Genomic DNA, 13,902 nt, shown 5'->3' on the forward strand with positions numbered 1-13,902 from the left:
CCCCCCCGCTCAGCCGTGCCGTGCCACGGCGTGCATCGCCGCGCAGATCCGCGCCACGTCCTCGTCGCCGGTCACGTACGGCGGCATCGTGTACACCAGATCGCGGAAGGGCCGCAGCCAGACGCCCTCGCGCACCGCCGCCGCCGTCGCGGCCGCCATGTCCACCTCGCGGTCCAGCTGCACCACGCCGATCGCGCCGAGCACCCGGACGTCGCGCACCCCCGGGAGCCGGGCGGTCCCGGACAGGCCGTCCCGCAGCCCCGCTCCGATCCGGCGCACCTCGCCGCGCCAGTCCCGCTCGCGCAGCAGCCCGACAGAAGCCCCGGCCACCGCGGCGGCCAGCGGGTTCCCCATGAAGGTCGGGCCGTGCGCGAGCACCGGGACCTCGCCCGCCGAGATCCCGTCCGCCACCCGCGCGGAGCACAGCGTCGCCGCCATGGTCAGGTAGCCGCCGGTCAGCGCCTTGCCCAGGCACAACACGTCGGGGGAGACTCCCGCGTGGTCGGCGGCGAAGAACTCCCCGGTCCGGCCGAAACCGGTCGCGATCTCGTCCAGCACCAGCAGCACGTCGTGCTCGTCGCAGGCATCCCGCAGCGCCGTCAGGTAGCCGGGGGAGTGGAAGCGCATCCCGCCCGCGCCCTGGACCACCGGCTCCACGACGACGGCGGCCAGCTCCTCGGAGTGCCGGCCGATCAGCTCCCGCAGGCCGCGCACGTACTCCGGATCGGGTTCCCGGCCGAAGCCCGCGGGCGGCGCCGGCGCGAACACCTGGCGCGGCAGCACCCCGGACCACAGGTGGTGCATGCCGCCGTCCGGGTCGCACACCGACATCGGCTGCCAGGTGTCCCCGTGGTAGCCGCCCCGCCAGGTCAGCAGGCGCTGCTTGGCCGGCCGCCCGACCGAACGCCAGTACTGGAGACACATCTTGACGGCGACCTCGACCGAGACGGAGCCCGAGTCGGCCAGGAAGACGTGCTCGAGACCGTCCGGAGTGAGGTCGACGAGCTGCTTGGACAGCCGTACGGCGGGCTCGTGGGTGAGACCGCCGAACATCACATGGCTCATCCGGTCCAGTTGCTCGTGCGCGGCGGCGTTCAGCACCGGGTGGTTGTAGCCGTGGACTGCCGACCACCAGGAGGCCATCCCGTCCACCAGCTCCCGCCGGCCCAGCACCGGCTCCGCGAGCCGCAACCGCACCCCGGACGCCGACTCCACCGCCAACGGCGCCGTGCGACCCGGCATCGGCCCGTACGGGTGCCAGACGTGCTGCCGGTCCAGCGCCAGCAGTTCGGCGACGGTCAGCGGCTCAGGCATTGGGCGGCAGCTCCGTGCCCGCGCCGCGCCGCCGCACCGTGACCAGACCGGCCCGCGGGGCCCCGGCGGGCTCCGCGGCCCCGTCGCCCGCGCCCGGGGCCGGACCGCGGGCGCTCCCCGCGCCCCCGGACGCCGCCGCGGGGGCCGCGTCCCCCACCTCCCCGGTGCCGCACGGTGCGCAGCCGGCGGAGGAGCCGCTTCCGCAGCCTGCGCCGGTCGCGGCCCGCCGGTGCTCCGGTAGCGTCCCCGTCCCGGCGCCCTCCACCTCGAAACCGGCGTCCGCGATCATGTCCAGGTCGGCCTGCCCCGCCTGGCCCTCGCTGGTCAGGTAGTCGCCCAGGAAGATCGAGTTGGCCAGGTGCAGTGCCAGCGGCTGCAACGAGCGCAGGTGGACCTCCCGCCCGGCCGCCAGCCGGACCTCCACGTCCGGGCAGACGAACCGGACCATCGCCAGCACCCGCAGAACGCGCTGCGGTGTCAGCTGCCACTGCTCGGCAAGCGGGGTCCCCTCGAAGGGGATCAGGAAGTTGACCGGCACCGAATCGGGGTCCAGGGCGCGCAGCGCGAACACCACGTCGACCAGGTCCGCGTCGGTCTCGCCCATGCCGGCGATCAGCCCGGAGCACGCCGAGAGCCCGGCCGACTGCGCCTGCCGCACGGTGTCGACCCGGTCCTGGTAGTCGTGCGTCGTGCAGATGTCGCCGTAGGTCTCCTCCGAGGTGTTGAGGTTGTGGTTGTAGGCGTCCACCCCCGCCGCCCGGAGCCGCTCCGCCTGCCCCCCGGACAGCAGCCCCAGACAGGCGCACACCTCGACGCCCTCGTGCTGCTCCCGGATCGCGGCGATGGTGTCCGAGACCCGGTCCACGTCCTTGTCGGTCGGTCCGCGGCCGCTGGCGACCAGGCACACCCGCTTGGCGCCGCCCGCCACCCCGGCACCCGCGGCCTGCGCCGCCTGGTCCGGCTTGAGCCAGGTGTACTTGAGGATCTCCGCCTTGGAGCCCAGGCGCTGGGAGCAGTACGAGCAGTCCTCGGGGCACAGTCCGGACTTGAGGTTGACCAGGTAGTTGAGCTTGACCCGCCGGCCGAACCAGGCCCGGCGCACCCGCCCGGCCGCCGCGACCACGTCGAGGAGGTCGTCGTCCCGGGTCGCCAGGACGGCGAGGGCCTCCTCCCGCGTGGGCAGCTCGCGTCGCAGTCCCTTGTCCACCAGCGTCTTCAGCAGCTCCATGGCGATGATCCTTGCCTACCGGGTGGTCCGCGGCCAAGGAGGGAACCCACAACTCCGTCCGAACGGGGTGTGTGCATTGCCACACGCTGCCGGGGGTCCGCCGGCACTAGGTTCTATGCGGAACCCACGCACGGCGTCCGGCCGCCCGAGGGCCGTAGCGGTCCACGCGGGCATCGGGCAGTCCGCCCACCGACCACGACGGAACGGCACCACCGTATGCAGCAGGACCCGTTCGGACCGCTCGACGAGGCCCGCCGGCAGCGGGACCGGGACGGCCTCGCCCGCGCGCTGCGCCCGCGCGCCGCGGACTCCGCCGTGCTGGACCTCGCCGGCAACGACTACCTGGGCTTCGCCCGCCACCCCGAGGTCACCGAGGCGGCGGCCCGCGCCGCGCGTACCTGGGGTGCGGGGGCCACCGGTTCGAGGCTGGTGACCGGTTCCACCGAGCTGCACGCCGAACTGGAGGCGGAACTGGCCGCGTTCTGCGGCTTCGAGGCGGCGCTGGTCCTCTCCTCCGGCTACGCGGCCAACCTGGCGGCGGTCACTGCGCTCACCGGCCGCGACACGCGGATCGTCTCCGACGCGGGGAACCACGCCTCACTGATCGACGGGTGCCGGCTCTCCCGCGCCACGACCCGGATCGCACCGCACGCGGACCCCGAGGGCTTCCGCTCGGCACTCGACGGCCACGTGGGGCCCGCGACGGCCGTCACGGACTCGGTGTTCTCGGTGGACGGCGACGCGGCCCCGCTCGCGGCCCTGGCCGTGGTCTGCCGGGAGGTGAACGCCGCGCTGCTCGTCGACGATGCCCACGGGCTCGGCGTCGTCGGCCCCGGCGGTCGGGGGGCGCCGTACGCGGCCGGACTCGCGGGCGCCCCGGACGTCGTCGCGACGGTGACGCTGTCCAAGTCGCTGGGGAGCCAGGGCGGCGCGGTCCTCGGCCCGGCCCGCGTGATCGCGCACCTGGTCAACACGGCACGGTCGTTCATCTTCGACACCGGTCTCGCGCCCGCGGCCACCGGGGCCGCCCTCGCGGCCCTGCGGCTGCTGCGCGCCGAGCCCGGCAGGGCCGCCCGGGTCCGCGCCCGGGCCGGCGCGCTGCACACGGGGCTCAGCGCGGCCGGGTTCGCCGCGGTCGCGCCGGACGCCGCGGTGGTGTCCGCGCGGGCCCCGTCGGCCGAGGCGGCCGTCGCCTGGGCCGACGGCTGCCGCGCGGCCGGGCTGGCGGTGGGCTGCTTCCGGCCGCCCTCCGTGCCCGACGGTGTCTCCCGGCTGCGACTGACCGCGCGGGCCGACCTGACGACGGGCCAACTGGACGCTGCCGTCGCCGCGATCACCCGGGCCGCTCCCTTCCCTCCGAGGGGGTCCGGCGGGGTCTGAGACCGCTGCCGGAGGGCGTCCGCGGTGCCTGTCCGCGTCCGCCGTGCCCCGGGCGGCCGGGAGGTGGCGGTCCGTGCGGCAGAAGGGGCTTCCCGGCGCGGAGTTCACCGCATCGAGCGATCCATGTCCGTACATCCCGGTGGATCGGACGCATCGCCGTGCCCGTGGTGGCACCCTGACGCGGAGCAACCATCCGAGGGCGGCTCCGCCCCCGCTCCTCGCCCGTCCGCCGGCGTACCGCCCCTGAGGGGGACGGGACGGCGTCGTCATGGCAGACCATCCGGAAGCATCCGTCGACCTGCCGAGTGACCCGGCCTCGGTGCCGGGAGCCCGCAGATGCGCGACCGGGGTCCTCGGGGAGCGGGGGAGGCGCTGGCCGACGCGGTCCGGCTGGTCGTCTCCGAACTGGCCACCAACGTGGTCCAGCACACGCACGGGCGCTCGCCGGGCTTCCGGCTGGAGGTCCGGCTCGACCGGCACGAGCGGCTCCGGATCGGTGTCTCGGACAGCGATCCCGCCGGGCCGAAACGATTGCCCGCCGCCGTGCAGCAGGACAACGGACGGGGTCTGGTGATCATCCGCGCGGTGGCGGTGGAGTACGGCGGGCGGTTGTGGGTCGAGGCGCGTGCGGACGGCGGCAAGACGGCCTGGACCGAGCTGCCCTGGCGGCTGCCCGTCCGCTGAGGCCGCGGTGGAAGGCGGTCTGCGGGACCCGCGTGCCGTCACTCCAGCGGCTTCGCCCGCTGCCGGCGGCGGGTCCGCCAGGGGAGCGCAGCCCAGAGCGCGGCGCAGGTCAGGGCCATCCCGGAGGCCGCGACCGCGCCCACGGCACGTCCCATCACCACGTCCAGCACCAGCAGGACCGCGCCGGTCAGGGCGAGGGCCAGTATGCCCAGCCCGATGCTCGCCAGCAGGGATGAAAGGTCCACCACATGGCGCTTGGCGCCACGCCGGAAGAGGACCCGGTGCAGGGCGGCGGGAGCGGTGAACAGCACTGTCGCCAGGGCCGACAGCAATAGTGTGGTCACGTAGGTTCCGCGCTGGAACCCGTCCAGTTCGGTGAACCGCGCGGTGAACGCCAGCGTGAGCAGGAAGCCGAAGAGTATCTGCACCCCCGTCTGGATGACGCGGAGTTCCTGGAGCAGCTCGACGAAGTTGCGGTCGTCGCGCTCCAGCGGGGTCTCGTTCCGGACGGCGGGGTCTGTGGCCATGCCCCAAGGGTTGCCCGCAGGGAGCGGCCTATGCCACCCGGGCCGGTGCGGTCGGCCCGGGAGGCGGCCGCACCTCCGGCCGCGCGGCTCACCGGGGCGGGTCCGGGGGCAGCGTCACCCGGGCGGCGCGGCGTTCGCCGTCCAGCACCCTGAGCGCGCGGGCGAGGGTCGCGGTGTGCAGTTCGGACTCGCCCCGCTCGTGCATCAGCGCGAGGGCGTCCTGGAGTGCGCGGGCGCCCGCGGTGAGGCCCTGCGCGGCCCGCAGGGCCCCGTAGGTCCGGTCGCCGCGGGCCGGGTTGATCCGGCCCAGCAGATCGAGCACCTCGAGGTAGCGGTCGAGGAACTCGCCCTCCGCCCGGGTCAGCGAGGGCAGCGGCGGCAGTTCCGGGGGCAGCGAGGGGGCCACGGCCGTCAGCCGGCCGGCTGTGCGGCGTCCCGGCGCCCGCGCCGGACCGTGAGCTGGTCGACGAGTCCGTACCGCACCGCCTCCTCTGCGCCGAAGATCCGGTCGCGTTCGATGTCGGCGCGCACCCGGTCGACCGCGCGGCCGGTGTACCGGGAGAGCAGCTCCTCCAGGGTGTCCCTGGTCCGCTGCATCTCGGCCGCCTCGATCTCCAGGTCCGAGGTCTGCCCCCGGACCGGTTCGGCGAACGAGGGCTGGTGGATCAGGATTCGCGCGTGCGGCAAAGCCAGCCTGCGGCCGGGGGTGCCGGCTGCCAGCAGGACCGCCGCGGCCGAGGCCGCCTGCCCCAGGCAGACCGTCTCGACCTCGCAGGAGACGAAGCGCATGGCGTCGTGGATCGCCGTCATCGCGGTGAACGAGCCGCCGGGGGAGTTGATGTACAGCGAGAGGTGCTGGTCGGGGGCGGCGTACTCCAGGTGCATGAGCTGCGCCGTCACGTCGTTCGCCGCGGCGTCGTCGATCGGTGTGCCGAGGAGGACGATCCGCTCGTCGAGCAGCTTCGAGTAGGGGTCCGTGGTGCGGTCGCCGGTGCTGGTGCGCTCGGTGAGCTGCGGCAGCACGTGGCGCGCGGAGGGCTGCGTCATCGACGAACTCCTTCGTCCGGGCCGCGGGCGCCGGGGCGGCTTCCGCGGGGAGCGGCGCCGGCCCAGGCGGGCCGACGGAACTTCTGCAAGAAATGTACAGGACGTACATGGCGTTATGCTGGGAGCATGGCTCATGAGATTCCGGTGACGCAAGCCCGTGCCGAGCTCGCCGACCTGATCAACCGGGTCGTCTACGGCGGCGAGCGCGTGGTGGTCACCCGGCACGGCAGGCCGCTGGTGGCGCTGGTCTCGGCCGCCGACCTCGCACGCCTGGAGGCCGCCGACGCGGCGTCGGCGGACGCCGCGGTCAGTACCGTCTCGACGGTGCACCCGCTGCCGTCCGCCCCGGGCGAGCAGGGTGGTTTCGGTATCGCGGCGCACCACCGGCCGTCCGGGAGCCGCTGACCCGCGCCTCCGGCCGCGCGGACGCCTCCCGGGCCCGCACCGCGGGCCGGTCCACCGTCCCGGCGGGGTCCCGCGGAGGCGTCCCGTGCGGGAGCGTCCCAGCAGGTCGCAGCGTGGGACGTCCCGTTTCGACCCGCACCCGTCCCCCTCGCTGGTGCGGCGCCCGTGCCTCCCCGCAGTCTGAGGTCGACCCGAAGCGAAGCACCATTCGAGAGGGAGACCCAGATGCGCGGGAAGAACCCTGTCCGCACCATGGCGGTGGCCGCCGCCGGCGTTGCGGTCGCGCTGCTGCCGGCTGCCACTGCCGTGGCGGCGCCGACCGCCGACACCTGCCGGGGCGTCAGCACCGTCGGCCTGTACTGCGGCTACCACACCGGCAGCCAGTGGGCCGAACGCGGCAGCCAGGGCAGCCATGTCAAGGAGATCCAGGCGCTGATCAACGAGACCACCCGCTACACCGCCACCAGCGGGCAGCGGTTGACGGTCGACGGGATCTACGGTCCGGCCACCGAGAGCGCCGTGACCTGGTTCCAGTGGTACTACATCGGCACCTCCGCGTCCGACGGCATCGTCGGTCCGCAGACGTGGAGCGAACTGCGCTACGGCGACCGGTGATCCGGAGCGGACGGCTCCCCTTGGGGGTGCCCGCCGCACGGCGGGCGCCGCACCCCGCCGAGAGGGTCCGCGTCGCGGCCGTTCCGACTCCGCACGCCCCGACCGGCCGTGCACACCCTGAACGCCTCAGAAGGAGAGCTCGCATGAGAGCGAAGACCTCACTGGCGGCGCTCGCCGCCACCGCCGCCCTGTTCGGAGCGACCGCGGCGACCGCCAAAACGGCCTCCGCGGCCCCCGCGACCGCGGCGAAGGCCGCGGCGAAAGCCGCCGCCTCCTGCACCTACGGAAGCATCGGCTGGTACTGCGGCCACTACTTCGCGGCGCCGGCGGGCGGCCCGATGCTGTCGCAGGGCAGCACGGGCGCCGCGGTGCGCGAGGTCCAGGCGCTGATCGGCGAGACCACCGCCTACTACGCCTACCACAACGAGGCCCTGGCGGTGGACGGGGACTTCGGCCCGAAGACCCGTTCCGCGGTGCTCTGGTTCCAGAGCACCTACATGGGCTCCGGCGAGGCCGACGGCATCGTCGGTCCGAAGACCTGGCGCGCGCTGCGCGACTGAGCCCGCCGGACGGCACCGGCCGGGCCCCTCGCCCTCAGGGGCCGGCCGTGCCCCGCCGTCCCGCGCCACGGACCGACGGCACGGGACGGCGACGAGGGCGTCCGACGGCGCACGGGGGAGGTCGTCGGGCGCCCGAGGGGGGGATGGGCCCGGTCCGGGCGCCGAGCACCGGACCGGGCCCTCGGCGCGTCCGCGCACGCGGTGGGCACCGCCCCGCGCCCCGGGCCCGGGGGATCGCGTCCACGCCTCCTTGCGTAACGCGGCCGTAACGCAGGGGAACTAGCCTCCTCGCCCAGCGCTACGCGCGACAACCGGTGAGGTGGGAAGCGTGCAACTGACCCCGCACGAGCAGGAACGCCTGCTCATCCATGTGGCCGCGGACGTGGCGGCCCGGCGCCGTGAGCGCGGCGTGCGGCTCAACCACCCGGAAGCCCTCGCCCTGCTGACCGTGCACCTCCTCGAAGGGGCCCGGGACGGCCGGACGGTCGCCGAGCTGATGGCCAGCGGACGCGAGGTCCTCACCCGACAGGACGTCATGGAGGGCGTCCCGGAGATGATCCGCGACGTCCAGGTGGAGGCGACCTTCCCCGACGGGACGAAACTCGTCACGGTGCACGAGCCGATCGTCCGGGCGGGGAGGGCGCCGTGATCCCCGGCGAGTTCCTCCTGGCGGACGGTCCGGTACCGCTCAACGAGGGCGCGCCGCTGACCGGGCTGACGGTGCTGAACACCGCCGACCGCCCGGTCCAGGTCGGCTCCCACTACCACTTCGCCGAGGCCAACCCCGGCCTCGCCTTCGACCGCTCCGCCGCGCGCGGCAAGCGGTTGCACATCGCCGCCGGCACCGCGGTGCGCTTCGAACCCGGCGTCCCGGTACGGGTGTCGCTGGTCCCCCTGGCGGGACGCAGAGTGGTGGCCGGCCTGCGCGGCGAGACGGCGGGGGCGCTCGATGACTGAACTGGACCGCGCGACCTACGCGGACCTCTTCGGCCCGACAGCCGGGGACCGGGTACGACTCGCCGACACCGACCTGGTCGTCGAGATCGAGCGGGACCTGTGCGGCGGCCCCGGGCGGGCCGGCGACGAGGCCGTCTTCGGCGGCGGCAAGGTCATCCGCGAGTCGATGGGCCAGGCCCGCACGACACGCGCCGAGGGGGCCCCCGACACCGTCGTCACCGGGGCCGTCGTGCTGGACCACTGGGGCGTGGTGAAGGCCGACGTCGGCATCCGGGACGGGCGGATCACCGCACTGGGCAAGGCGGGCAACCCCGACACCATGGACGGCGTCCACCCGGACCTGGTGATCGGCCCGGAGACCGAGATCATCGCCGGCAACGGCCGCATCCTCACGGCGGGAGCCATCGACGCCCATGTGCACTTCGTCTGCCCGCAACTCGTCGACGAGGCCCTGGCCTCCGGGGTCACCACGCTGATCGGCGGCGGTACCGGGCCCGCCGAGGGCACCAAGGCCACCACCGTCACACCCGGGCCCTGGCACCTGGCCCGGATGCTGGAGTCCATGGACGGCATGCCGGTGAACGTCGGGCTGCTGGCCAAGGGGAACACCGTCTCCGGTGAGGCGCTCCGCAGCCAGCTGCGCGGCGGGGCACTCGGCTTCAAGATCCACGAGGACTGGGGAGCGACCCCGGCCGCCCTCCGGGCCTGCCTGGACGTCTGCGAGGAGACCGGCGTCCAGCTCGCCGTCCACACCGACACCCTGAACGAGGCGGGCTTCGTCGGGGACACCCTGGCGGCCATCGCCGGGCGTTCCCTTCACACGTACCACACCGAGGGCGCCGGGGGCGGGCACGCGCCGGACATCATCACCGTCGTCTCCGAGCCGAACGTCCTGCCCAGCTCCACGAACCCGACCCGGCCGCACACCGTCAACACCGTCGAGGAGCACCTCGACATGCTGATGGTCTGCCACCACCTCAACCCGGCGGTCCCCGAGGACCTGGCGTTCGCCGAGTCCCGCATCCGGCCCACCACCATCGCCGCCGAGGACGTCCTGCACGACCTCGGGGCCCTGTCCGTCATCTCCTCCGACGCCCAGGCCATGGGCCGTATCGGCGAGGTGGTCATGCGCACCTGGCAGACCGCCCACGTGATGAAGCGCCGGCGCGGCGCCCTCCCGGGGGACGGCCGGGCCGACAACCGCCGCGCCCGGCGCTACGTCGCCAAGTACACCGTGAACCCCGCGGTGGCCCAGGGCGTGGACCACGAGGTCGGCTCCGTGGAGACCGGCAAGCTCGCCGACCTGGTGCTGTGGGAACCGGCGTTCTTCGGCGTCAGACCGCGACTCGTCCTCAAGGGCGGCCAGATCGCCCACGCGCAGATGGGCGACGCCAACGCCTCCATCCCCACGCCGCAACCGGTGCTGCCGCGCCCGATGTTCGGCGCGTTCGGACGCGCCCCTGCGGCCAACTCGGTCAACTTCACCAGCGGAACGGCGCTCGACGACGGGCTGCCCGAGCGCCTGGGACTCGGGAAGAGGTTCGTCGCGGCACACAGCACCCGGCGGGTCGGCAAGGCCGACATGCGCGAGAACTCCGCCCGGCCCGAGGTACGGGTGGCGCCCGACAGCTTCGCCGTCACCATCGACGGCGAAGCCGTCGAGCCCGACCCTGCTGTCGAACTGCCTCTGGCACAGCGGTACTTCCTGTTCTGAACCGAGGGGACCGCAGAGCCGGGCCCCGAACCGAACCGCGCCCGGCCGCACCCGCGACGGTGTGGCCGGGCCCCTCATCCACGGCGGGGTGCCACGCATGACGCACAGGGCCGCACTGCTCGTCCTCACCGACGGACGCTTCCCCGCGGGCGGGCACGCCCACTCCGGAGGAGCCGAGGCCGCCGTCCGCGCCGGACGGATCACCGGCCCGGCGGACCTGGCGGACTTCTGCCGCGGTCGGCTGCACACCACGGGCACGGTGGCCGCCGCCCTCGCCGCGGCCGCGGCAGCCGGCCACGACCCGCTGGCCCTGGACGACGCCGCCGACGCCCGCACCCCCTCGCCCGCGCTGCGCCGCGCCGCCCGCAGGCTCGGCCGGCAGCTCATGCGGGCGGCCCGGGCGACCTGGCCGTCCGAGGCGCTCGACGCGCTCGCCGCCGCCCGCCCGCGCGGGGCGCACCAGCCCGTGGTGCTCGGAGCCACCGTCCGGTCCGCCGGACTGGAGCCGCTGGACGCCGCCCGCAGCGCCGCCTACGAGTCGGTATCCGGCCCCGCCACGGCCGTGGTGCGGCTGCTCGGCCTCGACCCGTTCGACGCCACCGCCGTACTGGCCGGACTGGCGGCGGAGATCGACGAGGTCTCCGTCCGGGCCGAAGCGCACGCCCGGACGGACGGTCCGCAGGGCCTGCCGGCCGCCTCGGCGCCGCTGCTGGACATCACGGCCGAGCAGCACGCCGCCTGGCCCGTCCGGCTCTTCGCGTCCTGACCCCCGACCCGCCGCGGGTCCCGCTCCCGAAAGGAACCACCGGCCATGCACCTCGACCACCACGAATCCGGCGCAGCCCTCGCCGAAGGCGCCCTCGTCACCCGCCCCGACGGCCGCCGCCGCGCCCTGCGGATCGGACTGGGCGGTCCGGTCGGCTCGGGCAAGACCGCCACCGTGGCCGCGCTGTGCCGCGCACTGCGCGAGGAACTGTCCCTCGCCGTCGTCACCAACGACATCTACACCCGTGAGGACGCGCTCCACCTGCTGCGCCACGCGGTCCTGCCGCCCGAGCGGATCGCCGCGGTGGAGACCGGAGCCTGCCCGCACACCGCGATCCGCGACGACATCTCCGCGAACCTGGAGGCGATCGAGGACCTGGAGGAGGACCTCGCGGCACAGGGCGGTATCGACCTGGTGCTGGTGGAGTCCGGCGGCGACAACCTCACGGCGACCTTCTCCCGCGGCCTGGTGGACGCGCAGATATTCGTGATCGACGTGGCCGGCGGCGACGACATCCCGCGCAAGGGCGGGCCGGGCGTCACCTCCTCGGACCTGCTGGTCGTCAACAAGACCGATCTGGCGCCCCATGTCGGTTCCGACCTGGCGGCGATGGCACGGGACGCCGCCGGGCAGCGCGGGCCACTCCCGGTGGCGTTCACCTCGCTCACCTCCGAGGAGGGCGCCCGGCCGGTGATCGACTGGGTCCGGGCCAGGGTCGCCGACTGGACCGCGTCACGGGCAGCGGTATGAGCGGCGTCACCGCCCGGGCACGCGTCACCGCCGTCCGGTCCGCCTCCGGACGGGTCGACCTGCCCGAACTGCGCAGCGAGGGGCCGCTCGCCCTGCGGCGCACCCGGGCCCCGGGCGGCGGGGGAGCGGACGCCGCGGCGCAGGTCACGCTGGTCGGGGCGATGGCCGCGCCACTCGGCGGCGACCGCCTCCGGATCGACGTGACCGTCGGCGAAGGCGCCGCGCTGCGTCTCACCAGCGCCGCGGCCACCGTCGCACTGCCCGGCACCACCGGCGCTCCCGCCTGCTACGACGTGACCCACCGGGTGGGGGAGCGGGCCCGGTTGGACTGGCTCCCGGAGCCCCTGGTGTCGGCCGCCGGCAGCGACCTGCGCACCACCACCCGGGTGGAACTGGCGGCGGGTGCGCGTCTGGTGCTCCGGGAGGAGCTGGTCCTCGGCCGGACCGGTGAGCCGGCGGGAGACCTGCGCAGCCGGCTCACCGTGCGGTGGGACGGTCGGCCGCTGCTGGACCAGGAGCTCGCACTCGGCCCGCGCGCCCCCGGAGGGGAGAGCGGTGCGGTGCTCGGCGGACGCCGTGCGGTGGGACAACTCCTGGTGGTCGGGCAGGAGCTGGCCGAGGAGCCCGTCGAGTCCCGCTGCCTGGGGGACGGGGCGGTGCTCGCTCCGCTGGCGGGACCGGCCGCGCTCGTCACCGCGGTGGCCCACGACGCCCTGGTGCTGCGCGAGGCCCTGGACGAGCTGGCCGCCGTCCCGCTGGCCCGTATCGGTACGGCACCAGCGGCACACCACGGGGGAACCGCTTCGGCCCGCCCGTCGGGGACGGAGCCTCAGGCGCTCCCGGGGTCGTCGCCCCGTTTGGCAAGCTCCTTGGCGTCCGGTGCGTAGAGGTCCACGTACTCCTGGTCCGAGAGTTCCATGATCGCGTACATGATCTCGTCCGTCACCGCGCGGAGCACGGCGCGCTCCCGTTCCATCCCGGCGAAGCGGGAGAAGTCCATCGGTTCGCCGAACCGGATCGTCACCCGGCCGATCCGGGGCAGCCGGCGGCCGGGCGGCTGGATCTCGAAGGTGCCGACCATCGCACAGGGGATGACCGGGACGCCCGCCCCGAGGGCCATCGCGGCGACCCCCACCCGGCCCTTGTAGAGGCGGCCGTCGTGCGAACGCGTCCCCTCGGGGTAGACGCCCAGCAGTTCGCCCTTGCCCAGCACCCCCAGCCCCTCGTCGATCGCGGCCTGACCGGCCTGCCGCCCCGAGCGGTCGACCGGGATCTGCCCGGCACTGCGGAAGAAGAAGGCAGTCAGCCGCCCCTTGAGGCCCGGGCCGGTGAAGTACTCCGCCTTCGCCAGGAAGGTGATCCGGCGCTTGAGCATGGCGGGCATCAGGAAGTGGTCGCTGAACGACAGGTGGTTCCCGGCGATGATGGCCGCGCCCTCGTCCGGTACCCGCTCCCACCCTTCCAGACGCGGTCGGAACACCAGCCGCAGCATCGGGCCCAGAAGCACGTACTTCAGGACGTAGTAGAACACGCTCACTCCCCCAGTTCACCGAAAACGGGCCGGTGGCCGCGTTCTGCCAGGTCGCACGACTCTCTTCTACCCCGCCGTCCGGTGCGTGTCATCCACCGGGCCGGGTCCGACGGAACCCGCACCGGCCTGCCGCGCTCGGACGGCGGGGACCCTCGCGGTCCGAGCGCGACCGGGACGCGCACCCCGCTCCGACAGGGTGATCGTAGCTCGCCCCCGAGGGGTGCGGAGGGACCGCGGGACCTTCACCGGCCCCGACGGTGCGCGAGGGGACAGCACCGGGAGGGCGGGCCGCGGGAGCCGGATCGGGTTCGCCGGCGGGAACACCGCACCGGGCAGGAGGGGGAGGCAGGCCCGTCCGGGGGAGCCGGCCTGCGCGAGCGTCGGGGAGGAGGGGAGACAGAGGAGAAGCAGTCTCGCCGCGGGT

16 protein-coding genes and 1 pseudogene are annotated in these 13,902 nt (G+C 74.7%); 11 read left to right on the forward strand and 6 right to left on the reverse strand.

Going from position 1 to position 13,902, the window contains the following annotated elements; all coding sequences use genetic code 11:
• Positions 1-9 precede the first annotated feature (9 nt).
• Entirely contained in the window at positions 10-1,314 is a 1,305-nt protein-coding gene (locus H300_RS0123235) for an adenosylmethionine--8-amino-7-oxononanoate transaminase (protein ID WP_028429296.1), read from the reverse strand.
• Positions 1,307-2,542, reverse strand: a complete 1,236-nt coding sequence (gene bioB / locus H300_RS0123240) for a biotin synthase BioB (protein WP_028429297.1) — start codon at positions 2,540-2,542, stop codon at positions 1,307-1,309. Before bioB ends, H300_RS0123235 begins: the two co-directional genes overlap by 8 nt.
• 216 nt (positions 2,543-2,758) lie before the next feature.
• On the opposite strand from bioB, the gene H300_RS0123245 reads away from it, so the two are divergent.
• Positions 2,759-3,922, forward strand: coding sequence for an 8-amino-7-oxononanoate synthase (locus tag H300_RS0123245; RefSeq protein WP_028429298.1), 1,164 nt, complete (start codon positions 2,759-2,761; stop codon positions 3,920-3,922).
• A 268-nt stretch (positions 3,923-4,190) separates the two neighbouring features.
• A pseudogene (locus H300_RS28860) lies at positions 4,191-4,606 on the forward strand (ATP-binding protein).
• Positions 4,607-4,644: 38 nt separating this feature from the next.
• On the opposite strand, the gene H300_RS28865 reads toward H300_RS28860, so the two are convergent.
• The 3 genes from H300_RS28865 to H300_RS0123265 all read right to left on the reverse strand — a co-directional run bounded on the left by H300_RS28865 (position 4,645) and on the right by H300_RS0123265 (position 6,180).
• Positions 4,645-5,133 (reverse strand): DUF6328 family protein, encoded by a 489-nt coding sequence (locus H300_RS28865; protein WP_051270307.1) that lies wholly within the window; start codon positions 5,131-5,133, stop codon positions 4,645-4,647.
• Positions 5,134-5,221: 88 nt separating this feature from the next.
• Complete coding sequence (locus H300_RS0123260) at positions 5,222-5,539, reverse strand: hypothetical protein (protein WP_199779246.1); 318 nt, start codon at positions 5,537-5,539, stop codon at positions 5,222-5,224.
• A 5-nt stretch (positions 5,540-5,544) separates the two neighbouring features.
• Positions 5,545-6,180, reverse strand: a complete 636-nt coding sequence (locus H300_RS0123265) for an ATP-dependent Clp protease proteolytic subunit (protein WP_028429299.1) — start codon at positions 6,178-6,180, stop codon at positions 5,545-5,547.
• Positions 6,181-6,306: 126 nt separating this feature from the next.
• On the opposite strand from H300_RS0123265, the gene H300_RS0123270 reads away from it, so the two are divergent.
• The 9 genes from H300_RS0123270 to H300_RS28870 all read left to right on the forward strand — a co-directional run bounded on the left by H300_RS0123270 (position 6,307) and on the right by H300_RS28870 (position 12,834).
• Positions 6,307-6,585, forward strand: a complete 279-nt coding sequence (locus H300_RS0123270) for a type II toxin-antitoxin system Phd/YefM family antitoxin (protein WP_028429300.1) — start codon at positions 6,307-6,309, stop codon at positions 6,583-6,585.
• 225 nt (positions 6,586-6,810) lie between these two features.
• The gene (locus tag H300_RS0123275) at positions 6,811-7,200 is read left to right on the forward strand and encodes a peptidoglycan-binding domain-containing protein (protein ID WP_028429301.1); all 390 of its coding nucleotides are present in this window, start codon (positions 6,811-6,813) and stop codon (positions 7,198-7,200) included.
• A gap of 143 nt (positions 7,201-7,343) precedes the next feature.
• The gene (locus H300_RS32805) at positions 7,344-7,760 is read left to right on the forward strand and encodes a peptidoglycan-binding domain-containing protein (protein WP_028429302.1); all 417 of its coding nucleotides are present in this window, start codon (positions 7,344-7,346) and stop codon (positions 7,758-7,760) included.
• Positions 7,761-8,088: 328 nt separating this feature from the next.
• On the forward strand, positions 8,089-8,409 hold the full coding sequence (locus H300_RS0123285; protein ID WP_028429303.1) for an urease subunit gamma: 321 nt from the start codon (positions 8,089-8,091) through the stop codon (positions 8,407-8,409).
• Entirely contained in the window at positions 8,406-8,717 is a 312-nt protein-coding gene (locus H300_RS0123290) for an urease subunit beta (RefSeq protein WP_028429304.1), read from the forward strand. The genes H300_RS0123285 and H300_RS0123290 overlap by 4 nt, the downstream gene beginning before the upstream one ends.
• Positions 8,710-10,431, forward strand: coding sequence for an urease subunit alpha (locus tag H300_RS0123295; protein ID WP_028429305.1), 1,722 nt, complete (start codon positions 8,710-8,712; stop codon positions 10,429-10,431). Before H300_RS0123290 ends, H300_RS0123295 begins: the two co-directional genes overlap by 8 nt.
• 97 nt (positions 10,432-10,528) lie before the next feature.
• Positions 10,529-11,197 (forward strand): urease accessory UreF family protein, encoded by a 669-nt coding sequence (locus H300_RS0123300; RefSeq protein WP_028429306.1) that lies wholly within the window; start codon positions 10,529-10,531, stop codon positions 11,195-11,197.
• Between the two features lie 45 nt (positions 11,198-11,242).
• On the forward strand, positions 11,243-11,947 hold the full coding sequence (gene ureG / locus H300_RS0123305; protein WP_028429307.1) for an urease accessory protein UreG: 705 nt from the start codon (positions 11,243-11,245) through the stop codon (positions 11,945-11,947).
• A complete protein-coding gene (locus H300_RS28870; RefSeq protein ID WP_078516243.1) occupies positions 11,944-12,834 on the forward strand; it encodes an urease accessory protein UreD in 891 nt (296 codons plus the stop codon). The genes ureG and H300_RS28870 overlap by 4 nt, the downstream gene beginning before the upstream one ends.
• Here the strand turns inward: H300_RS28870 and H300_RS0123315 are convergent.
• Positions 12,777-13,478 carry a lysophospholipid acyltransferase family protein gene (locus H300_RS0123315; protein WP_028429308.1) on the reverse strand — a complete coding sequence of 234 codons (702 nt, stop codon included), beginning with the start codon at positions 13,476-13,478 and terminating at the stop codon, positions 12,777-12,779. The genes H300_RS28870 and H300_RS0123315 overlap by 58 nt on opposite strands.
• Positions 13,479-13,902 lie beyond the last annotated feature (424 nt).

It is taken from the genome of Streptomyces sp. TAA040 (assembly GCF_000424845.1).